24 protein-coding genes are annotated in these 20,738 nt (G+C 70.4%); 11 read left to right on the top strand and 13 right to left on the bottom strand.

All coding sequences use genetic code 11. The annotated features are described in order from the left end of the window. Positions 1-87: 87 nt before the first annotated feature. The gene (dacB, locus tag ACIPTO_RS34485) at positions 88-1,704 is read right to left on the bottom strand and encodes a D-alanyl-D-alanine carboxypeptidase/D-alanyl-D-alanine-endopeptidase (protein ID WP_401198718.1); all 1,617 of its coding nucleotides are present in this window, start codon (positions 1,702-1,704) and stop codon (positions 88-90) included. 124 nt (positions 1,705-1,828) lie between these two features. On the opposite strand from dacB, the gene ACIPTO_RS34480 reads away from it, so the two are divergent. Beyond that, positions 1,829-2,320, top strand: coding sequence for an inorganic diphosphatase (locus ACIPTO_RS34480; protein ID WP_019070224.1), 492 nt, complete (start codon positions 1,829-1,831; stop codon positions 2,318-2,320). A 103-nt stretch (positions 2,321-2,423) separates the two neighbouring features. Further along, positions 2,424-4,076 (top strand): threonine/serine exporter family protein, encoded by a 1,653-nt coding sequence (locus ACIPTO_RS34475; protein WP_366322278.1) that lies wholly within the window; start codon positions 2,424-2,426, stop codon positions 4,074-4,076. Between the two features lie 64 nt (positions 4,077-4,140). Here the strand turns inward: ACIPTO_RS34475 and ACIPTO_RS34470 are convergent, their stop codons facing one another. Then, on the bottom strand, positions 4,141-5,118 hold the full coding sequence (locus ACIPTO_RS34470; RefSeq protein ID WP_401198716.1) for a DedA family protein: 978 nt from the start codon (positions 5,116-5,118) through the stop codon (positions 4,141-4,143). Between the two features lie 146 nt (positions 5,119-5,264). On the opposite strand from ACIPTO_RS34470, the gene ACIPTO_RS34465 reads away from it, so the two are divergent. After that, on the top strand, positions 5,265-5,630 hold the full coding sequence (locus ACIPTO_RS34465; protein WP_033286147.1) for a YbjQ family protein: 366 nt from the start codon (positions 5,265-5,267) through the stop codon (positions 5,628-5,630). 22 nt (positions 5,631-5,652) lie between these two features. Here ACIPTO_RS34465 and ACIPTO_RS34460 read toward each other — a convergent pair whose 3' ends face one another. Then, a complete protein-coding gene (locus tag ACIPTO_RS34460) occupies positions 5,653-6,414 on the bottom strand; it encodes a MerR family transcriptional regulator (protein WP_401198646.1) in 762 nt (253 codons plus the stop codon). A 146-nt stretch (positions 6,415-6,560) separates the two neighbouring features. On the opposite strand from ACIPTO_RS34460, the gene ACIPTO_RS34455 reads away from it, so the two are divergent. Then, positions 6,561-7,844, top strand: a complete 1,284-nt coding sequence (locus ACIPTO_RS34455; protein WP_401198644.1) for an ion channel protein — start codon at positions 6,561-6,563, stop codon at positions 7,842-7,844. Between the two features lie 39 nt (positions 7,845-7,883). Continuing rightward, positions 7,884-9,290 carry a glutamate decarboxylase gene (locus tag ACIPTO_RS34450; protein ID WP_366322284.1) on the top strand — a complete coding sequence of 469 codons (1,407 nt, stop codon included), beginning with the start codon at positions 7,884-7,886 and terminating at the stop codon, positions 9,288-9,290. 262 nt (positions 9,291-9,552) lie between these two features. Here ACIPTO_RS34450 and ACIPTO_RS34445 read toward each other — a convergent pair whose 3' ends face one another. The 3 genes from ACIPTO_RS34445 to ACIPTO_RS34435 all read right to left on the bottom strand — a co-directional run bounded on the left by ACIPTO_RS34445 (position 9,553) and on the right by ACIPTO_RS34435 (position 12,672). After that, positions 9,553-10,101, bottom strand: coding sequence for a DinB family protein (locus ACIPTO_RS34445; protein WP_401198642.1), 549 nt, complete (start codon positions 10,099-10,101; stop codon positions 9,553-9,555). A gap of 157 nt (positions 10,102-10,258) precedes the next feature. Beyond that, positions 10,259-11,719: an aldehyde dehydrogenase family protein gene (locus ACIPTO_RS34440; RefSeq protein ID WP_366322288.1), complete on the bottom strand. Its 1,461-nt coding sequence runs from the start codon at positions 11,717-11,719 to the stop codon at positions 10,259-10,261. A 128-nt stretch (positions 11,720-11,847) separates the two neighbouring features. Further along, complete coding sequence (locus tag ACIPTO_RS34435) at positions 11,848-12,672, bottom strand: helix-turn-helix transcriptional regulator (protein ID WP_366322565.1); 825 nt, start codon at positions 12,670-12,672, stop codon at positions 11,848-11,850. A 354-nt stretch (positions 12,673-13,026) separates the two neighbouring features. On the opposite strand from ACIPTO_RS34435, the gene ACIPTO_RS34430 reads away from it, so the two are divergent. Next, the gene (locus tag ACIPTO_RS34430; RefSeq protein ID WP_401198640.1) at positions 13,027-13,539 is read left to right on the top strand and encodes an ATP-binding protein; all 513 of its coding nucleotides are present in this window, start codon (positions 13,027-13,029) and stop codon (positions 13,537-13,539) included. A 66-nt stretch (positions 13,540-13,605) separates the two neighbouring features. Here ACIPTO_RS34430 and ACIPTO_RS34425 read toward each other — a convergent pair whose 3' ends face one another. The 5 genes from ACIPTO_RS34425 to rpmG form a co-directional block, all read right to left on the bottom strand. After that, positions 13,606-13,824, bottom strand: a complete 219-nt coding sequence (locus ACIPTO_RS34425; RefSeq protein ID WP_051105974.1) for a DUF397 domain-containing protein — start codon at positions 13,822-13,824, stop codon at positions 13,606-13,608. Positions 13,825-14,111: 287 nt separating this feature from the next. Further along, the gene (gene rpsR, locus ACIPTO_RS34420; protein ID WP_366322291.1) at positions 14,112-14,345 is read right to left on the bottom strand and encodes a 30S ribosomal protein S18; all 234 of its coding nucleotides are present in this window, start codon (positions 14,343-14,345) and stop codon (positions 14,112-14,114) included. Between the two features lie 2 nt (positions 14,346-14,347). Then, positions 14,348-15,679 carry a GTP-binding protein gene (locus ACIPTO_RS34415; RefSeq protein WP_401198638.1) on the bottom strand — a complete coding sequence of 444 codons (1,332 nt, stop codon included), beginning with the start codon at positions 15,677-15,679 and terminating at the stop codon, positions 14,348-14,350. Between the two features lie 2 nt (positions 15,680-15,681). Then, entirely contained in the window at positions 15,682-15,930 is a 249-nt protein-coding gene (locus tag ACIPTO_RS34410) for a type B 50S ribosomal protein L31 (protein ID WP_266769854.1), read from the bottom strand. A gap of 5 nt (positions 15,931-15,935) precedes the next feature. Beyond that, positions 15,936-16,100 carry a 50S ribosomal protein L33 gene (gene rpmG, locus ACIPTO_RS34405; protein ID WP_266769856.1) on the bottom strand — a complete coding sequence of 55 codons (165 nt, stop codon included), beginning with the start codon at positions 16,098-16,100 and terminating at the stop codon, positions 15,936-15,938. Positions 16,101-16,175: 75 nt separating this feature from the next. Between rpmG and rpmB the strand changes: the two genes are divergently transcribed. The 4 genes from rpmB to ACIPTO_RS34385 all read left to right on the top strand — a co-directional run bounded on the left by rpmB (position 16,176) and on the right by ACIPTO_RS34385 (position 17,970). Further along, complete coding sequence (rpmB, locus tag ACIPTO_RS34400; RefSeq protein WP_033287273.1) at positions 16,176-16,412, top strand: 50S ribosomal protein L28; 237 nt, start codon at positions 16,176-16,178, stop codon at positions 16,410-16,412. Beyond that, a complete protein-coding gene (gene rpsN / locus ACIPTO_RS34395; RefSeq protein WP_366322296.1) occupies positions 16,412-16,717 on the top strand; it encodes a 30S ribosomal protein S14 in 306 nt (101 codons plus the stop codon). The genes rpmB and rpsN overlap by 1 nt, the downstream gene beginning before the upstream one ends. Before the next feature lie 75 nt (positions 16,718-16,792). Then, complete coding sequence (locus ACIPTO_RS34390; RefSeq protein ID WP_401198634.1) at positions 16,793-17,299, top strand: hypothetical protein; 507 nt, start codon at positions 16,793-16,795, stop codon at positions 17,297-17,299. 149 nt (positions 17,300-17,448) lie between these two features. Next, positions 17,449-17,970: a DUF4232 domain-containing protein gene (locus ACIPTO_RS34385; RefSeq protein WP_366322300.1), complete on the top strand. Its 522-nt coding sequence runs from the start codon at positions 17,449-17,451 to the stop codon at positions 17,968-17,970. A 19-nt stretch (positions 17,971-17,989) separates the two neighbouring features. Here the strand turns inward: ACIPTO_RS34385 and ACIPTO_RS34380 are convergent, their stop codons facing one another. Continuing rightward, complete coding sequence (locus ACIPTO_RS34380; RefSeq protein ID WP_401198632.1) at positions 17,990-19,111, bottom strand: DUF2786 domain-containing protein; 1,122 nt, start codon at positions 19,109-19,111, stop codon at positions 17,990-17,992. Between the two features lie 307 nt (positions 19,112-19,418). Between ACIPTO_RS34380 and ACIPTO_RS34375 the strand changes: the two genes are divergently transcribed. Further along, the gene (locus tag ACIPTO_RS34375) at positions 19,419-20,144 is read left to right on the top strand and encodes a Clp protease N-terminal domain-containing protein (RefSeq protein ID WP_401198630.1); all 726 of its coding nucleotides are present in this window, start codon (positions 19,419-19,421) and stop codon (positions 20,142-20,144) included. Positions 20,145-20,174: 30 nt separating this feature from the next. On the opposite strand, the gene ACIPTO_RS34370 is transcribed toward ACIPTO_RS34375, so the two are convergent. Then, positions 20,175-20,720, bottom strand: a complete 546-nt coding sequence (locus ACIPTO_RS34370; protein ID WP_401198628.1) for a Uma2 family endonuclease — start codon at positions 20,718-20,720, stop codon at positions 20,175-20,177. Between the last annotated feature and the right edge of the window lie 18 nt (positions 20,721-20,738).

Genomic DNA, 20,738 nt, shown 5'->3' with positions numbered 1-20,738 from the left:
ACCGTACGTGAGCGCTACGGCTTGGGGCAGGGCACGAGCGTCGGTCGGGCGGGCGTGTGCGCGAACGGCACCCGGCGCCGGCGGCGGTCAGCTGCAGCCGCAGGCCGACAGTGCGGTCGCCGTGCGGTCCAGGGCCGCCTGGGCCTCCAGGGTGTTGGTCGTGTCGGAGGCCATGAAGGCGAAGGCGAGGAGTTGGCCGTCCTTGTCGACGACCGTGCCCGCCAGGGTGTTGACGCCCGTGAGGGTGCCGGTCTTGGCCCGGACCACGCCCGCGGCGCCCGTGGCGTCGGTGTAGCGGCTGGTCAGGGTGCCGGTGAAGGCGGCGATGGGGAGGCCGGTGAGCACCGGGCGGAGTTCGGGGTGGGCCGGGTCGCCGGCCTTGACCAGGAGGGCGGTCAGGAGGTCGGCGGTGAGACGGTCGTCGCGGTTGAGGCCGCTGCCGTCGTTGAACGCGGTGCCCTTGAGCGGGAGGTGAAGCTTCGTCAGCTGGGCGGCGATCGCGGCGGCACCGCCATCGAAGTCGGCCCGCTTGCCCGTGGCCAGGGCGGTCTGGCGGGCCAGGGCCTCCGCGATGTCGTTGTCGCTGTTGGTCAGCATCCGCTCGACGATGTCGGAGAGCGGCGGCGAGGTGACCGTGGCGAGGGTGGCGGCGCGGCCGGTCGCCTTGGAGGGGCCAGGGGACGTCGTCGTGATGCCCTGCTTCTTCAGGTAGCCCGCGAACTTCTGCGCCGCGTCCGCCGCCGGGTCCGTCACCCGCAGCACCTGACCGCTGGACGAGTCGTCCGTACGGCCCTCGTCGGCCATCAGGGCGGTGACCGGGGCGAGGTTGTCGTTGACCCCGATCGGGTGGAGTTCGGGCCCGGCGTACAGAGTCGTGTCGTACGACAGCGTCACCTCGCTCATGCCGCGCTTCTTCAGGCTCGCCGCCGTCCGGTCCGCGAGCGTGCGCAGGCTGGCCCAGCCGTCGGCGTCCTGGTGGGCCGTCAGGGTGGGGTCGCCGCCGCCGACCAGGACGAGTTCCTTGGTGTCGGGCTCCAGAGCGGCGCGGGTGGTGAGGCGGTGGTCCGGCCCCATCGCGGAGAGGGCGGCCACAGCGGTGGCGATCTTCGTGGTCGAGGCCGGCGTCAACGCGTCGTCGGCGCCGACTCCGTAGAGGCGCTTTCCGGTCGAGACGTCCACCACGGCGGCCGTGTGGCGGCTGCCGAGCGCGGCGTCGCCCAGGAGAGGCGTGAGGACGTCCGCGAGGGCCGTGCCGGTCGGGGCCGACTTCACGGTGCTCGCGGAGCCGCCGAGGCCGACCAGGACGGACGCGGCGCTCGGGGCCGGGCGGGGCGCCTTGGCGGACGTGTCGGCATGACTGCCGTGATCTACGCCACCTGACTGTTCGAGTGCGACGGCGCGGTCCCGCTCGGCCGTACGCTGACCCGAGGAGTCCCAGGGACCCGCGGCGGTCACCACGACCGCGGTCAGCGCCATTCCGGCGGTGGCGGCGACGGCGGTGAACTGCCAGGTCCTGTCGGGCCGCGGCACCTTCGCGACCCGCGGTGACACGGATGCGACGAGCGCGGCGACCTTCGGCGACACGGCCTGAGTGAGCCGCGTGACCCGCGGTCGTACGGCTTGGTCGAGTCGTGTGACCTGCGGTTTCACGGACTTCGCGGCCCGCTCGAGACGGGGCCGGACGGCTCTCGCGATCCGCGCCACATGCGGTCTCGCGGCCCGCCAAGGCCTCAGCTCCGGCACGACCACCAGCCCCTTTCGCGATCACACTCCTGCGTGAGGGACACTTAACCACCAGAACTATGTGCTGATCATGGAGGAGCCACCGGTGGAGTTCGACGTCACGATCGAGATCCCGAAGGGTTCGCGGAACAAGTACGAGGTGGACCACGAGACCGGTCGGATCCGCCTGGACCGTCGACTCTTCACCTCGACCAGTTACCCGGCCGACTACGGCTTCGTCGAGAACACGCTCGGCGAGGACGGTGACCCGCTGGACGCGCTGGTCATCCTGGAGGAGCCGACCTTCCCCGGCTGCCTCATCAAGTGCCGCGCGATCGGCATGTTCCGGATGACCGACGAGGCCGGCGGCGACGACAAGCTGCTGTGCGTCCCGGCGTCCGACCCGCGGGTGGAGCACCTGCGTGACATCCACCACGTGTCGGAGTTCGACCGCCTGGAGATCCAGCACTTCTTCGAGGTCTACAAGGACCTGGAGCCCGGCAAGTCGGTCGAGGGCGCCAACTGGGTGGGCCGTACGGACGCCGAGGCGGAGATCGAGCGCTCGTACAAGCGACTCAAGGAGCAGGGCGGCCACTGAGCCCCCAGCGCCGGACGGGCCCCACGCACACGCGTGGGGCCCGTTTGCATGTCTGTGCGCATACTAAGGATCACTGGAGGCGTCGTACAGGGAGTGCCACGGAGTGACGGAAGCCGAGGACCGCAAGCCGCAGTCGGACGAGGCCAGGAGTGCCTTCACCGCTCCGGCGGGCGTCGAGGCGGCGGTCGCGTCGATCGACGGCGAGTCCTCCACGACGTCCGAGTTCGCCGTTCCGAGCGGGTTCGACGTGACGGCCGCGCCGGCCGCCGAGGACTCCGAGGGCTCGGCGTTCAGTCCGCCCAGCCTCTACAGGGCGCGCAAAGCGCCCCCCGCCTTCACTCCGCCGACCGGCATCCCGGTCGTCAGCCTCACCAAGGACGTGCCCTGGCAGGACCGGATGCGCACGATGCTGCGCATGCCGGTGGCCGAGCGGCCGGCGCCCGAGCCGGTGCAGAAGCCGGACGACAGCGGCCCCGCCGTGCCCCGTGTGCTCGATCTGACGCTCCGCATCGGGGAGTTGCTGCTCGCGGGCGGTGAGGGCGCCGAGGACGTCGAGGCGGCCATGTTCGCCGTCTGCCGGTCCTACGGCCTCGACCGCTGCGAGCCGACCGTCACGTTCACCTTGCTGTCGATCTCCTATCAGCCCTCCCTGGTGGACGATCCGGTGACCGCGTCCCGGACCGTACGGCGCCGGGGCACCGACTACACACGGCTCGCGGCCGTGTTCCGGCTCGTCCAGGACCTCAGCGACCCGGAGACGGCGCTCTCCCTGGAGGACGCCTACCGGCGGCTCGCGGAGATGCGGCGCAACCGGCACCCGTACCCCGGCTGGGTGCTGACCTCCGCCAGCGGGCTGCTCGCCGGTGCCGCCTCCGTGCTCGTCGGCGGCGACATCATCGTGTTCTTCGCCGCAGCGCTCGGCGCGATGCTCGGCGACCGGCTCGCGTGGCTGTGCGCGGGGCGCGGGCTGCCGGAGTTCTACCAGTTCACGGTCGCCGCGATGCCGCCCGCCGCGATAGGGGTCGCGCTCACCGTCGCGGACGTCGACGTGAAGGCCTCCGCGGTCATCACCGGTGGGCTGTTCGCCCTGCTGCCCGGACGGGCGCTGGTGGCGGGCGTACAGGACGGTCTGACGGGCTTCTACATCACCGCGGCGGCGCGGCTCCTGGAGGTCATGTACTTCTTCGTCGGCATCGTGGCCGGCGTCCTGATCGTCCTGTACTTCGGCGTGAAGCTCGGCGCGCAGCTCAACCCGGACGCGGCCCTCGGCAACTCGCACCGGCCGCTGTGGCAGATCGCCGCGTCCGTCCTGCTGTCGCTGACCTTCGCCGTCCTGCTCCAGCAGGAACGGTCCACCGTGCTCCTGGTGTCCCTCAACGGGGGTGTCGCCTGGTCCGTGTACGGGGCGATGCACTACGTCGCCAAGATCTCGCCGGTCGCGTCCACGGCCGTCGCGGCGGGGCTGGTCGGCCTGTTCGGGCAGCTGCTGTCGCGCTACCGGTTCGCGTCGGCCCTGCCGTACACGACCGCGGCGATCGGTCCTCTGCTGCCCGGGTCGGCCACGTACTTCGGGCTGTTGGCGATCGCGCAGAACGAGGTCGACCGGGGTCTGGTGTCGTTGGCCACGGCGGCTTCTCTCGCCATGGCCATCGCCATCGGGGTCAATCTGGGCTCGGAGATCTCGCGGTTGTTCCTACGGATGCCGGGCGCTGCCAGCGGGGCTCGCCGGGCGGCCAAGCGCACCCGGGGTTTCTGAGCGCCCACCGGCTCGGGGACTTGGCCGCCGCATACCGATCCGGCCCCGCGCCCCTGCCGGGCTGCTACTGCCGGCCCTGGGGATAGCCGTTCTGGGGATAGCCCTGGCCCTGGCCCTGGTTGTCGTACGGCGGGTACTGCTGGTTGCCGTAGGGCTGTTGCTGGTACGGCTGCTGTTGCTGGGGCTGGGCGTAGTACTGGTCGTAGCCGTTGTTCTGGTCGTAACCGTTGTTCTGGTCGTAACCGTTGTTCTGGTCGTAGCCGTTGCTGTGCTGGGGCTGCGGCTGGGCCTGGGGCTGCTGCGGCTGCTGCTGGCGGGGCCTGTCCACGCGGCGGAGCTGGGTCGTCGAGTCGTCCATGATCACGGGGAACGGCTGGGTCGCCGCCGGGTCGTCGGAGTGCTCCTGGGGGGCCGCGGGGTTCTTCTTGGCCTTGGACCGGGCGCGGAGGAACTCGATGATGATCGGGACCACGGAGATCAGGACGATCAGGATCAGGATCGCTTCGATGTTCTTGTGGACGAAGTCGATGTTGCCGAGCCAGGAGCCGAGCAGGGTGACGCCCGCGCCCCACAGGACGCCGCCGATGATGTTGTACGTGATGAAGGAGCGGTACTTCATGCCGCTGACGCCGGCGACGATCGGCGTGAAGGTGCGCACGATCGGCACGAAGCGGGCCAGGACCAGGGACTTGGGGCCGTACTTCTCGAAGAACTCGTGCGCCTTGACCACGTTCTCCTGCTTGAAGAGGCGTGAGTCCGGGCGGTTGAAGAGCGAGGGGCCGACCTTCTTGCCGAAGAGGTAGCCCGCCTGGTCGCCGAGGATCGCGGCGACGCAGATCAGCACGACGGCCGCCCACAGCGGGAAGTCGAGGGTGCCCGCGGTGATCAGCAGACCGCAGGTGAACAGCAGCGAGTCACCCGGCAGGAAGAACCCGATGAGCAGGCCGGACTCCGCGAAGACCACGAGCAGGAGGCCCCAGATCCCGAACCGGTCGAGCAGGGTGTTCGGATCGAGCCAGCTCGGGCCGAGGGCGAGCGTCATCACGGTTCCGGGCTCCTGAGGGGTGGAGGGAGGTGCGTCGGCGTCCAGGTGCAGCCGCACAAAGCTATCAACGCGATGTGTCCGTCCCAGGTTCCACCGGTGACTCCAGGATGCACTGTGCATCCCGTAGGACAAAGCTGTGAGCCATGGGTATCGAAGAGTACGGCGGCGGCCAGGGGCCGCAGGCCGATGTGCTGGTCGTGACGACGAACGACGTCCCCGGGTACCGGGTCGAGCAGGTGATCGGTGAGGTGTTCGGGCTGACGGTGCGCTCGCGGCATCTCGGCAGCCAGATCGGCGCCGGTCTGAAGTCGATGGTCGGCGGTGAACTGAAGGGGCTCACCAAGACCCTCGTGCAGACCCGCAACCAGGCCATGGAGCGGCTGATCGAGCAGGCACGCGCGCGTGGCGCCAACGGCGTCCTGGCGTTCCGCTTCGACGTGACCGAGGCCGCGGACGTGGGCACCGAGGTCTGCGCCTACGGGACGGCGGTGGTCCTGGCCCGGGAGTAGCGCGTACCCCCGGGCCGGGCCCCTAGGAGGTGTGCCGGGACGCGTTCGCCAGGATCGCGTCCTTCAGGTGGTCGGCCAGGCCCGGGGCCATCGCGTCGTAGAACGCCTTGAAGCGCTCGTCGGAGACGTACATCTCGGCGAGGCAGGTGTGCATCTCGTAGGAGCACGGATAGAACCAGCGGTCGATGTGCAGGCGGTGTTCCTCGGCGAGGTCCGTCGCCGCGTCGGCGGTGGGGGGTTCGCCCGCGATCACCAGGGTGGCGTAGCGCTCGCTCCAGTCGTCGACCTCGGCCTGGAGGCGTTTCCAGTCGGCCTTGGTGTAGCGGGCGGCGCGGCGCTGGGACTCGGCGTAGGCCTCGGTGCCGCCCCAGCGTTGTTCGGCCTCCTCGGCGTACTGCTCGGGGTCCTTGTCGCCGAAGACCTCGAAGCGTTCCTCGGGGGTGAGGTTGATGCCCATCGTGCGTGCCTCCATGGCGTGTTCCACGGCCTCGGCCATCTTCTGGAGCCTCTCGATCCGGGCGGTCAGCAGCTCGTGCTGGCGGCGCAGGTGGGCGCGCGGGTCCGTCTCCGGGTCGTCGAGCAGGGCCGCGACCTCGTCGAGCGGGAAGCCGAGCTCCCGGTAGAACAGGATCTGCTGGAGCCGGTCGAGGTCGGCGTCGCTGTAGCGCCGGTGACCGGCGTGGCTGCGCTCGCTCGGGACGAGCAGGCCGATGTCGTCGTAGTGGTGCAGCGTGCGCACGGTGACCCCGGCGAATCCGGCGACCTGTCCTACGGAGTAGCTCACTTCCGCTCCTTCTCGTGTCCGCGCTCCACGGTGGGTCCTCACGCCACGTGAGGTGCAAGCCCATGGGCCTCGCGGCTCACGGAACCTGCCCTTCTCTGGACGTCCCTCAAGATGTTGGGTCCGTTTTGCCCGCTTATGGTGAGCGCGTGGCCCAGGACAGCGCGCACGAGGCACCCGCCGCCCCGACGACCCCGGCGCGCACGCTGCTGCCGATGATCGTCCCCGCGCTGGTCGTGGGCGTGGGCGCGAGTCTCCTCTTCATCGGGGTGAGCGAGGCGGCCGAGCAGCTCCAGCACGTGCTCTGGAAGAACCTGCCCGACGCCCTGGGCATCGGCCGCTACTCGGTGCTGTGGATGCTCGTCATGCTGACGGCCACCGGCATCGCGGTCGGGCTGGTGGTGTGGAAGGTGCCCGGCCACGCCGGTCCCGACCCCGCCACCACCGGCCTGGAGGCCGTGGCGCTGCCCCCGGGAGTGCTGCCGGGACTCGTCCTGGCGACCGCGCTGATGCTCGCGGGCGGCCCGAGTCTCGGCCCGGAGAACCCGATCATCGCCGTGAACGTCGCCCTCGCGCTGTGGCTGGGGCGCAGGCTGGTGCCGCGGCTGCCGGGCGGGCTGTGGGGGGCGCTGGCCGAGTCGGCGACCATCGGGGCGCTGTTCGGGACGCCGGTCGCGGCGGCGCTGCTCATCTCGGAGGCGCTGGCCACGAAGCAGACCAGGGGCGCGCTGTGGGACAACGTGTTCGCGCCGCTCGCCGCGGCCGGGGCGGGTGCCATGACGACCACCCTGGTGGCCCATCCGACCTTCGACCTGCGCCTGCCCGCGTTCGGCAGGCCCGGCTGGGGCGACCTGCTGGCGGCCCTGGTGCTGGCACCGCTGGCTGCCGCGCTCGGCATGGTGGCCGTCTACCTCTTCCCGTACGCCCACGGCGCCTTCTCACGGCTCAAGCACCCCATGCTGGCGCTTCCGGCCGGTGGACTGGTCCTGGGCCTTCTGGCGGCGCTGGGGGGCCATCTGACGCTCTTCAAGGGGCTGGACGAGGTCGGGGAGCTCGCGGCCGACCCCGATGGCTGGTCGGCCGGCCAGTTCGCCACGATGACCGTCGTGAAGCTGGCGGCACTGCTGATCGCCGCCTCCTGCGGCTTCCGGGGCGGCCGGATCTTCCCCTCCGTCTTCATCGGCGTCGCCTTCGGCCTGTTCGCCCACGCGGTCGTGCCCGCGGTGCATCCGGCGCTCGCGGTGGCGACCGGCGTCCTGGGCATGCTCCTCGCGATCACCCGCCAGGGCTGGGTGAGCCTGTTCACCGCCGCGATCCTGGTGGCCTCCCCCGCGATCCTCGCCCTGCTGTGCATCGCCTCGCTGCCGGCCTGGCTGCTGGTGACCGGAAGACCGCAGATGCAGTTGCGCGCGGACGGAACTCCGGTTCGCTAGTACCCGTTGGTCCTGTTGATCCTTATCGGAGGCAAGCCCATGCCGTTGCACCAGACTCCCGACCCGTCCGCCGAGCGCCCCCTGTCCGTGAACCCGTTCTACGGCGAGGCCAACCCGGTCGGCGGCATGTCCGAGGCCCCGCCCAAGCACCGGCTGCCCGACGCCCCGCTGGCCCCCATGACGGCGGCCCAGCTCGTGCAGGACGAGCTGATGCTGGACGGCAACTCCCGCCTGAACCTGGCCACTTTCGTCACCACCTGGATGGAGCCGGAAGCCGGCGTCCTGATGGCGGAGTGCCGGGACAAGAACATGATCGACAAGGACGAGTACCCACGCACCGCGGAGCTGGAGAAGCGCTGCGTGGCCATGCTCGCGGACCTGTGGAACGCACCGGACCCCGCAGCGGCCGTCGGCTGCTCCACCACCGGCTCCAGCGAGGCCTGCATGCTCGCCGGCATGGCGCTCAAGCGCCGCTGGATGCAGCGCAACAAGGACCGCTACCCAGCAGCCCGCCCGAACCTGGTGATGGGGATCAACGTCCAGGTCTGCTGGGAGAAGTTCTGCAACTTCTGGGAGGTCGAAGCCCGTCAGGTCCCCATGGAGGGCGACCGCTTCCACCTCGACCCCCAGGCCGCCGCCGAGCTGTGCGACGAGAACACGATCGGCGTGGTCGGCATCCTGGGCTCCACCTTCGACGGCTCCTACGAGCCGATCGCCGACCTGTGCGCCGCCCTGGACGCCCTCCAGGAGCGCACGGGCCTCGACATCCCGGTCCACGTGGACGGCGCCTCCGGCGCCATGGTCGCCCCCTTCCTGGACCCTGACCTCGTCTGGGACTTCCGCCTCCCGCGCGTGGCCTCCATCAACACCTCGGGCCACAAGTACGGCCTGGTCTACCCGGGCGTCGGCTGGGCCCTCTGGCGCGACCAGGACGCCCTCCCGGAGGAACTCGTCTTCCGCGTCAACTACCTGGGCGGCGACATGCCCACCTTCGCCCTCAACTTCTCCCGCCCCGGCGCCCAAGTCGTGGCCCAGTACTACACGTTCCTCCGCCTGGGCCGCGAGGGCTACCGCGCGGTCCAGCAGTCCACCCGGGACGTGGCCCGCGGCCTGGCCGACCGCATCGAAGCCCTCGGCGACTTCAGACTCCTCACCCGGGGCGACGAGTTGCCGGTCTTCGCCTTCACCACGGCCCCGGACGTCACGACGTACGACGTGTTCGACGTCTCCCGCCGCCTACGGGAACACGGCTGGCTGGTCCCGGCGTACACCTTCCCGGCCGACCGCGAGGACCTCTCCGTCCTCCGCATCGTCTGCCGCAACGGCTTCTCGGCGGACCTGGCCGAGCTCTTCCTGGACGACCTGACCCGCCTCCTCCCCGAACTGCGCTGCCAGCCCCACCCCTTCACCCGGGACAAGCAAACGGCGACGGGCTTCCACCACTGACCCACAGGGACGTCACGGCCGTCAGGGACGTACGGCGAGAAGGCGACGTGTCGGGGGGTGTCCGCCCGCAGCGGTCGGCGCGTCCGGCACGGGCGAGCCGGTGAGCAACGGCACCCGCGCCGATCCGAGGACGGACACCCCCCGGCGCGGCGCCGACCCACAACGCAAGCCAACGCACCACAACGCACCGGCACCCACCCACAGCACCACACTCCCCTCCCCCACCCTCCCCCGCCCACTCACCGGCGCAGAAGACGCAGGCTCAACCCCCCACCACACCCCGCTCCTTCATGACCAGCTCGTAGGCCGTCGCGCCGTCGATGGACTCGCGGATGATGTCGGCGTGACCGGCGTGCCGGGCCATCTCGCGGATCAGGTGCAGGCAGAGCCAGCGCACGGAGACGCGGCCCTCCGGCGGAAACCAGGGGTCACCGGGGACCGGGAACGTGTCGTCGAGGCTGGGCACCGAGCGGACGTACGCCTCGGTCCGGGCGGCGACCTCCTCCCAGTACGCGAGCTGGGACTCGACGGTCTCCTCGCCGACCAGCCGGAACGTCTCGTGCCAGTTGCTCTGATCGCGCTGGACGGCGGGCGGTTCCTGCTTCGCTCGCGCGATCCAGCCCTGCTCGACGTCGGCGACATGCTTCAGCAGCCCGGCGAGGGAGAGCCCGCTCGCGCTCGGCGTACTCGTGGCCTGTTCCTCGGTCAGCCCGAGCAACGCCCTGCGGATACCGCCCCGTTGGTCCTCGATGAACGTGAGCAGCGACCCGCGCTCGTCGCCCTGAGTGTCCGCAGGTACGTGCGTGACCATGACTTTCGCCTTTCGCCGGTGCGGACCGGGAGCCTCTCCCCCTGCCCGACACCGACGAAGCTACGGGCCATCGAGGTCAGTTTCTGTCCTCAATGGCCCGCGCTACGACGTCGTACTCAGGAAAGGGGCCGTTCGGGAGGACCGGCCGCCCGCGTGATCAGAACGGGAACCCGCTCCGGCCGTGCTGCACGGAGATCCACTTCAGGCTGGTGAACGCGTCGAGCATCGACTCGCCGTTGAGGCGGCCCACGCCGGAGGCCTTCTCGCCGCCGAAGGGGACGATCGGCTCGTCGTGGACGGTGCCGTCGTTGACGTGGAACATGCCCGTGTCGATCTGCTTGGCGAAGTTCACGCCGCGCTCGATGTCGCCGGTGTGGACCGCGCCGCTCAGACCGTACGGCGTGTCGTTGACGATGCTCACCGCCTCCTCCTCGCCGTCGAACGGGATGAGGAAGGCGATCGGGCCGAAGACCTCCTGGCGGAGCAGGTCCGAGTCGGCGGGGACATCGGTGAGGACGGAGGGGGCGACCAGGTTGTCGGTGGTCGTGCCGTGCACGAGGGCCGTCGCGCCTTCCGCGACGGCCTGCTCCACGACACCCGAAAGGGCGTCCGCCTGCGAGGAGTTGATGACCGGACCGATCACCGTCTGCGGGTCGCTCGGGTCGCCGACCTTGAGGGACCTGACCTTGGCGACGAACTTCTCGGTGAACTCGTCCCGGATCGACCGGTCGACGAGGACCCGGTTCGCGGCCATGCAGACCTGGCCCTGGTGGACGAAGCGGCTGAAGACCGCCGCGTCGACGGCGTAGTCGATGTCCGCGTCGTCAAGGACCACGATGGCGCTGTTGCCGCCGAGTTCGAGCACCGTGCGCTTGAACTGCGCGGCGCAGACGGTCGCGACGTGGCGGCCGACCTTGTCGGAGCCGGTGAAGGAGATGACCTTCGGGATCGGGTGCTCGAGGAACGCGTCGCCGATCTCCGCGATGTCGGTGATGACGACGTTCAGAAGGCCGCCCGGCAGCCCCGCGTCCTCGAAGATCTTCGCGATCAGGGAACCGCCGACGATCGGGGTGTTCTGGTGCGGCTTGAGGACCACGCCGTTGCCCAACGCCAGTGCGGGGGCTACCGACTTGAGGGAGAGGAGGAAGGGGAAGTTGAAGGGGCTGATCACGCCGACGACGCCCACCGGGACGCTGTAGACGCGGTTCTCCTTGCCGTCGACCGGCGAGGGGATGATCCGGCCCTGGGGACGCAGCGCGAGGTGGATCGCCTCGCGCAGGAACTCCTTGGCGAGGTGCAGTTCGAAGCCGGCCTTCAGGTGCGTGCCGCCGAGTTCGGCGATGATCACCTCGGCTATCTCCTGCTCGCGCTCCTCGATGAGCCGCAGGGCCTTCTCGAACACGGCACGCCGGGCATAGGGGTTGGTGGCGCCCCACGCCTTCTGGGCACGGGCGGCGGCCCGGTACGCCTCGTCGACCTCGTCGACCGTGGCTATCGTGATCGACGCGAGCTTCTCGCCGTCGTACGGGTTGAAGTCGATGATGTCCCAGGAGCCGGTGCCCGGGCGCCACTCACCGTCGATGTACTGCTGAGCCAGGTCGGTGAAGTAGGACGACATGTGATCCCTCAATCGCTCAATCGTCAGCAGACACGATCAGTTGCAGACAGGTGCAGACACGATCAACAGCAGACCGGGCGATCCCTCACGATCATCACGGTCTGATCACACGTCATCGTACTTGTGTTTCAAGAGAGTTGGAGCAGTCCCCGGAGAAGATCCCGGCTCTCGTCCGGGCCGGGACTGTCCTGCTGAAGCTCCTTCAGCGCCTTCTCGTACTGGGCCACGTCCTCGGCCTTGTCGAGGTACAGCGCGCTGGTGAGCTGCTCCAGGTAGACGACGTCGGAGAGGTCCGACTCGGGGAAGGAGAGGAGCGTGAAGGCGCCGGACTCACCGGCGTGCCCGCCGAAGCCGAACGGCATCACCTGAAGGCGGACGTTCGCGTGCTCGGAGACCTCGATCAGATGCTGCAACTGCCCGCGCATCACCTCACGATCTCCGTACGGGCGGCGCAGGGCGGCCTCGTCCAGGACGATGTGGAAGTCGGGGGCGTTCTCGTTGACCAGGTACTTCTGCCGCTCAAGACGCAGGGCGACCCGCCGCTCCACGTCGGCCTCGCTCGCGCCCTTCATGCCGCGCCGGACGACCGCGCGGGCGTACTCCTCCGTCTGCAGCAGCCCGTGCACGAACTGGACCTCGTAGGCGCGGATGAGGGAGGCGGCGCCCTCCAGGCCCACATAGGTGGGGAACCAGCTGGGCAGGACGTCGGAGTAACTGTGCCACCAGCCCGCTACGTTGGCCTCCTTCGCGAGGGAGAGGAGTGAGATGCGCTCCGCCTCGTCGGTGATGCCGTACAGCGTCAACAGGTCCTCGACATCCCGCGTCTTGAAGCTCACTCGCCCCAGCTCCATGCGACTGATCTTGGATTCGGAAGCGCGGATCGAGTACCCCGCGGCCTCGCGAGTGATCCCACGTGCTTCCCGCAGTCGCCTGAGTTGCGAGCCGAGCAGCATCCGCCGCACCACCGATCCGGGCTCTCCCGCGCTCACGTTCGCCAGCCTCCCCAACCGTCTTCAGGGGCCGCAGTCTGCCACTAAAACACTTCGAGCAGTACTCGTTCGATTACAGATATGGAAAGAAGGGGCGGCCGTCCACAGGGATCTGTCAGGAAGTCGTCAGGAAGAAGCAAGCCAGGAGCCCGAGAACGGCGTGAAGTTGGCGGAAAAAATGGCCAACAAGCGGTACGGGAGGGTCCAATTCGGTCAGCTGCACGTGCATCTGCCCTTGCATCTGCTGTACGCATCCGAAACCATGGTCTCGCGCCACCGCTGCATCGCAACGACCGCGAATTCCCGGGAGTGCCTCGCATGGGGACGAATGGATCGACCATGCTCGAGCCGTTACGGCAGGGCCTTCCGCCACTGGACCCCTCGGCCGTGTCCAGCGCCGCGTCGTGTGCTCTGGCCGCCCGCTACGAAGCGGTGCGCGAGGCACGGCAGTTCACCCGCCGCACCCTCGACCAGTGGGACGTCGGCGACCGCTTCGACGACGTCTGTCTGGTCGTCTCCGAGTTGGTCACCAACGCCCTGCGGCACGCCCTGCCGGCGAACACCCCGCGCGTCCCGGAGCAGAACCCGCCCGTGCGGCTGCACCTGATGCGGTGGACCGAACGGCTCGTGTGCGCCGTGCGCGACCCCAGTCACGACAGCCCCGTCGCCCGCGAATCCGACGACTTCGCGGCGGAGTCGGGCCGCGGCCTGTTCCTCGTCGACTCGTTCGCCGACGGCTGGGGCTGGCACCCGCTGGCGGGCACGCTCAGCGGCAAGGTGGTCTGGGCCCTGTTCCGGCTGCCGGGCGAGCCGGCCCAGAACAACGCGTGAGGAACCGCGCCCCTTTTTGGGGTCGCGGTTCTACGCGCGTTGCCGTGGCTTCCTCCGGTCGGCGCGCTACCCCGCGATCAGGTGGTCGAACTCGCCGTCCTTGATGCCGAGCAGCATCGCCTCGATCTCGGCGCGGGTGTAGACGAGCGCCGGGCCGTCGGGGAAGCGCGAGTTGCGCACCGCGACGTCGCCGCCCGGCAGTCGCGCGAACTCCACGCAGGAACCCTGCGAGTTGCTGTGCCGGCTCTTCTGCCAGGCCACTCCGTCCAGCTGCGTGGCAGCCATGCCGTTGTACACGTCGAACCCCAAGTACACGCTGTCAACGCGGTGGTCCACAGGTCGCTCCCGGTTGTGCACTGGCTGGTGTGGCCATTGATGCAGTGGTCAACTGTTCCGGATCATAGCCCTGTTCATGTGCAGATGCATGGGCAGATGCACGTGCACGCGGGGTGGTCCTCCGGTTACAGCTTTGACGACTGCTTTACCGTTGCCGTTCCAGCGTCTGCCCACGACTGGGCAGGGCATGTACTGGGGAAGACGCGTACGGGAGCCTTCGTGTTCCCTGCGAACGCCTATCGGGTCGAGTACGGCAACAATGCCATCTCCCGAGCGCTCTTGATCGCAATCGCCAACTGTCGCTGCTGCCGGGCGGATACGCCGGTGACCCGACGGCTGCGGATCTTGCCCCGGTCGGAGACGAACGCCCGCAGCAGGGCGGTGTCCTTGTAGTCGATGTACGTCACGCCGGCCGCGTCCAGGGGATTGCGGCGGGACTTGGCGGGCCGGCGTTCGGGCTTGCGGGGCACGGTCAGATCTCCAGAAGGGTGTCGAAGGCGGGCGGAAGGCGCTTCCAGGCGGAGCGGCCCGCGGCGTACTCGGCGTCGGTCAACAGGCAGGACTCCAGGAGCCGTTCGAGTCCGTCGCGGTCGAGCCCCGGGGACGTGAACACGAGGTGCTGGCAGCAGTCGCCGTGCTCCGGGTGCCAGTCGAGCGCGGCGGCGGCGCGGCGCACCGGTGGCACCAACTCCCAGGCCGCGTCCGGCAGCGAGGCCAGCCACGGCCCCGCGCTCTCCACGCACAGGGCTCCGCCGGCCGCGTCCCAGTGCAACAGCGAATCGGGCTTGTCGGCGAGCCAGAACCGGCCCCGGCTGCGGGCGGCGGCGCAGGTGATGTCCTCCAGTGCCGCGTAGAGCCGCTCCGAGTGGAAGGGCCGGCGCCGGTGCCAGACGAGGGTGGTGACGCCGTGGGCGTCCGCGTCGACCGGGAGCAGGGCGCAGGCGGGGTGCTGGGCCGCGGCGGCGGCCTCCACGTCGAACCCGGCGAGGGCGGCGCGAGCGAGGACGCTGCGCAGGGGTGTGGCGGGGTTGGGGTGGGAGGCGGAAGGCCGGGTCGGGGGTGGGTGGTTGGGGTTGTCTGCGGAGTGCGGGTCCGTGGGGGTCGGTCGCGCAGTTCCCCGCGCCCCTGGGGAGTTGGGGGTATGCGGAGTGGAAGCCGGGGCCGGGGCCGGGGTGTCGTCATGGTCGTCCCCGCCGCCCGGCAAGTCGGCTGCCCCGACCGGCACTTGGCGAGCGGTCGGGTGCAACTGGCCGAGCAGTTCGCGGTCTTCGTCGTCGGCCTCCTCCGAGTCGAGGACGGCGAGGACGGGGGCGTACTCCAGTTGGCGGGCGAAGGTGTCCGCGATCGTGCGTTCGTCCGTGGCCGCCGCCGCGAGACCGGCCGCCGCGAGGTCGTCGCCGTTGCCGAGGTACGGGAGGAGGAGCGCCGGGTCCACGGCGGTGATGACACCGGTGACCGTGAGACCGCCGGCGCTGATCACCTCGGCCATCGCCTTGGGCTCGACGGAGTCCCACAACTCGACGACGGCGAGCCGAACGCGACCCGCACGGGCCAGTCGGCGCAGTTCCGGCACGAGGTCCTCGCGGAGCGCGCAGCACGCGCAGTCGTTGACGAGGGGGGTCTCGCCGGCGTCGAGGACGCCGGTGGCGTCCCGGACCGTGCGGACGACCGTGCCGGCGGTCGCCGTGGCGAGGTCGTGGTGGAGTACGACGCTGCCGGGGACGTCGTGGAGGAGGCGGGCGACGGTCGTTCTGCGGGCCTCGGCGTGCAGGCCGGCGACGATCGCGACGGAGAGGTCGGACACCGTCAGGCCTGCTTCCCGTACCGGCGCTCGAAGCGCTCCACGCGGCCGGCCGTGTCCAGGACGCGGGCCGTGCCGGTGTAGAAGGGGTGGCTGACGTTCGAGATCTCGACGTCCACGACGGGGTAGGTGTGGCCGTCCTCCCACTCGATGGTCCGCGCGCTCGTCATCGTCGAGCGGGTGAGGAAGGCGTGGCCCGCGGCCCGGTCCCGGAAGACGACGGGGCCGTAGGGCGGGTGGGTGTTCGCGCGCATCGGGGTCAGCGCTCCTCTCGGAAGTCGACGTGGCGGCCGACGGCCGGGTCGTACTTGCGCAGGACCAGGCGGTCGGGGTTGTTCCTGCGGTTCTTGCGGGTCACGTAGGTGTAGCCGGTGCCGGCCGTGGACCGGAGCTTGATGACCGGGCGGAGTTCGTTGCGAGCCATGCCTGATACCTTACTGAAAATGAATTCCATTAGCATCACTGGCTACGATCCCGATCGAGGAGAGGTACGTCACTCATGTCCGCCCACTGCATGCTGACCGGCGCCCGGCCCGGCTTCGGCAACCGCATCTCCCACTCCCACCGGCGCACCTCGCGCCGCTTCGACCCGAACATCCAGTCCAAGCGCTACTGGCTGCCCGGCGAGGGCCGGTACGTACGGCTGCGGCTGAGCGCGAAGGGGATCAAGACCGTCGACGCGATCGGCGTCGAGGCGGCCGTGGCCCGTATCCGCGAGCGCGGGGTGAGGATCTGATGGCGAAGAAGAGCAAGATCGCGAAGAACGAACAACGGCAGCGGATCGTCGCGCGGTACGCGGCGCGGCGGGCCGAACTGAAGGAGATCGTCCGGCGCCCCGGTTCGACGGAGGCCGAACGGGCCGCCGCACAAAAGGAGTTGAGCCGCCAGCCGCGGGACGCGAGCGCGACGCGCGTGCGCAACCGCGACCAGATCGACGGGCGGCCCCGCGGCTACTTCCGCGCGTTCGGGCTGTCCCGGGTGAACCTGCGCGGCCAAGCTCACAGCGGATACCTGCCCGGCGTCCGCAAGTCCTCCTGGTGACCCCTGGTAACGTGCTGCGGTCGTTCCGGCCAAGGCCGACCGGGCGGCCGTCCGGCTACAGCTTGGGAGCTACCAGTGACTACGGCGTTTTCGACGGTGTCGACGGTACGGACAGCGGCGGCTGCCGCGGGCCTGGTGGGCGCGCTCGTGCTGACCGGGTGCAGCGGTGACTCGTCGGACGACTCGTCGTCCACCCCGAGCGCGTCCCCTACGTCCACCGCGACGGCGGACTCGGGCGGCACCGGCAGCAGCCCGTCGGCCGCGTCCGACGGGCTGCAGGGCAGCTGGCTCGCCACGACCGACGGCAAGGCGGTGGCCCTGGTGATCACCGGAAAGCAGGCCGCGCTGTTCACCACGGGCGGGAGCGTGTGCAGCGGGACGGCGGGCGAGGAGGCGGGCATGCGGATGATCCACCTCAAGTGCACCGACGGCACCAAGACCCGCGCCACCGGAATGGTCGACTCCGTCAGCAAGTCGGCGCTCGCGGTCACCTGGTCGGGCAGTCTCGGCAAGGAGGCGTACACGCGGGCGGAGGGCGGGAAGTTCCCGTCCGGATTGCCTACGGCGAGTCTGGGGTCGTAGGGGCGGGTCGCAGGGGCAGGTCGTAGGAATCCGTAGGGGTCAGCCCCTTACGGGGTCAGGCCCGTAGGGGGTGGCGGTCGCCCGCCCGTCGTGGCTCTCGGGGTGTGCGGCTGGCGGCGGAGGGGCGTCGGGTGCGGGATGATCCCCTCATGCGCACCATTCCCCTCGCCGCGGCCGCACTCGCCTCGGCTCTGCTCCTGACCGGCTGCGACAGCGGCGGCGGTGGCGGTTCGTCCGACGGCAAGAACGGCTCGGCCTGCTCGTTCGACGGGGTCTCCGTCCAGGTCGGGCCCGCCAGTACCGCTCCGGCGGCCGGTGACACGGGCGAGGTGCCCGTCTCGCTGACCAACCAGAGCAAGCCGTGCGACCTGAACGGCTTCCCGGGCGCCACGCTGGAGGCCGGCGGCACCAAGGTAGCCCTCCCCACCCTGAAGGGCGCCAAGGCGCAGAAGCTGCGGCTGGCCAAGGGCGACGCGGCCTCCTTCACCATCACCTACGTACGCGGCAAGGCGGGCGACAAACTGAGCCTGGCCGCGACGAAGCTGGTCGTCACCCTGCCGGGCAGCAGCGACAGCGCCGCCTACAAGTGGTCGTACGGGCCCGTCCAGGGCAAGAGCGACGTGAGCGACACGGAGGCCTCGGTCAGCGCCTTCACACAGGCCGGCGACTGAGGACGTCCCCCAGTCCCGTTCAGTCCCCGTTCGGGTCGCCGAGCCGGGGGCGGGACCTGACCTGGGCCCGGTCCGCCGCCTCGGCGCCCTCCGTCCAGCCCGCCTCGTCGGTGACCCCGCGCAGGCGGGTCGTGGTCGTCTCCGGGAACATCGCGTCGACGCGGTCGGTGACGGCGACCTCGCGGGTGGCCAGGACCGGGAGGAGGTCGTCGGTGACCTGCGTCTCGGCGGCCTCGGCCAGCCGGGTGCCGATGCGGTGGGCGTAGGCGGCCAGGAAGGACTGGCGGAAGGTCTTCGTCCGCCGGCGTCCGCCCGCGCGCTGGGCCGCCTCCGCCCGGGTCATCGCGGAGGTGGCCTGCACGAGCAGGGAGGTGTAGAGCAGCTCGACCGCCTCCAGGTCGCCCTCGAAACCGACGACGGTCGAGAAGCCGTAGGCCTCGTTCCACACGGCCCGGCAGTGGTTCGCCCCGGCGACCGCGTCCAGCAGCACCGCCTTCGCCTGTTCGTACGGCGCCTCGACCCCGATCCGGCACGCGCCGGGCGCGTCCTTCGCCGGGGCCTGCGCGTCGAGCAGCGCCTCGTCGATGCTGTGCCGCGCCATCAGCTCCTGCGCCTTGGCGCTGAGCGCCTCCGCCTCCTCCGGGAACCCGGTCGCCTCCGCCTTCGCGAGCAGCGCGCGGATACGGGTGAGCATGCGGGAGGCGGGCCGCCGCCGCTCCTGCGGCCGCTGCTCCTCCAGGGGTTCGAGGCTCGGCAGGCGCAGCAGCAGGCGGTACAGCTCCAGCACGGTGGTGGCGTGCGTGAAACGGTCGGTGCGGGGCGGTTCGTCGGCGCTCAGTTCGTCGAGCTGCGCCGCCCAACGGGGGCCGCGCGCACGGTCGTCCGGCGCCTGCGCACGGATCAACACCGAGACGAGGCGTACGTGTACGTCGTCCAACTCCCGCCGCACCAGCCGCACGACATCCGCGGGCTGCCACCCCCGCCGCCAGGCCGCCGCGACGAACTCCCTGCCCCGGCGCGCCAGTTCGGCGTCCGACGCGGGATCGGCGGCGAGGATCGAGGCACCTGCGTCCAGGGCGTCATGGGTGTCGTCGTAGAGAGCGGCTTCGAAGGCGCGCTCGACGGAGGTGGGGGTGGTCACCTGGCGATCGTGCCATGGGGTGACCTGGGCCGGGCCAGGGGGTTTGTAGGGCAGGGGTGTTCGGACGCGGGGTTCGGGTGGGTGCGGGTGGGTGCGGGCTGATCGGTGGGGGCTGGTCGCGGGTGCAGGTCGTCCACAGCCTGTGGAGAAGTAACTCCGCGCGGATTCAAGGCCGTTCGGCCGGGTGGTGAGGTCGGCTCGCATGAGGGCGCCGCCGTATGACGCGATGCCGGGCGACTTCGGCTTCGATCCCTCAAGGTGTCAACCCGGGGTTGACAGTCATCGACTGTCAACCTACGGTTGACACATGACGACCAATCCGAACGTCACCTCGTCCGTACGTCTCGACGACCTCATCGACGCCATCAAGAAAGTCCACCCCGCCCCGCTCGACCAGCTGGAGGACGCGGTCATCGCCGCCGACCACCTGGGCGATGTCGCCGACCACCTGATCGGCCACTTCGTGGACCAGGCCCGGCGGTCCGGCGCCTCCTGGACCGACATCGGCAGGAGCATGGGCGTCACCCGGCAGGCGGCCCAGAAGCGGTTCGTGGCGAAGGACTCGAAGGACTCGGCGGACCTCGACCCCGCTCAGGGATTCAGCCGGTACACGCCACGCGCCCGCAACGCGGTGATGGCCGCCCACAACGAGACCGTCGCCGCCCGCAACCCCGAGGGCCGCCCCGAACACCTGATCCTCGGCCTGCTCAGCGAACCGGACGCCCTCGCGGCCAAGGCGATCCTCGCGCAGGACGTCCTCCTGGACGCCGTACGGCAGGCCGCCACCGCCGCGCTCCCGCCGGCCGCCGAGGAGGTCCCGGATCTCGTCCCCTACGGGCCCGACGCCAAGAAGGTCCTCGAACTCACCTTCCGGGAGGCCCTGCGCCTGGGCCACAACTACATCGGCACCGAGCACATCCTGCTCGCGCTGCTGGAGCACGAGAACGGCGAGGGCGTCCTCAACGGCCTCGGCATCGACAAGCCCGCCACCGAACGGCACATCGCCGAGATGCTCAACCGGCTCCAGGGCTGACCCTGACGTGCGACCGCTCCGCCGCTCGGGTCAGAACCGGCTCGTGTCGAGGTCGAACCCGAGCGGCTCGGGCAACGCCACGGTCTTGGAGACCTCGATCTCCGCGGCACGCGTGTACCGGTCGCCGGTGGGCTCGCTGTAGACGATGACCGTCCCGGCCTCCCGGTCGATCAGCAGGTAACAGGGGATGCCGGCCCGGGCGCAGCCGCGGAGTTCGGGGCCCCGGTCGTTGACGGCGGTGGACTCGGAGGTCACCTCGCCGACGAGCACGACGGGCGCGGGGTCGTGATAGCGCTGGTCGTCGGCGACACTGCCCCTAGGGGCGATCACCAGGTCCGGTACGACCTTGCCGGTGCCGGGCACGTCCGGCACGTGCAGGCCGACGCCCGTGTACGTACGCAGCTCGCGGTCCTGACGGTTGAGCGTCACCTGTTCCGCCGTCTCGGACACGATCTCCTCATGCTCCCCATCGGCCGGAGGCACCACGTGGATCTCCCCTCCGATCAACTCCACGCGCCAGCCCTCCGGGGCAGCAGCGTCGAACGCGTCGAAGGCGGCCTCGACCGAAGCGTCCATGCGCCTCTCCTCCGTCGG

The organism is Streptomyces sp. NPDC090083 (genome assembly GCF_044747445.1).
In the GTDB taxonomy this organism is placed as follows: Bacteria; Actinomycetota; Actinomycetes; order Streptomycetales; family Streptomycetaceae; genus Streptomyces.
Note: the sequence above shows the minus strand (reverse complement) of the source record. Positions and strands in the feature narration are given on the sequence as shown.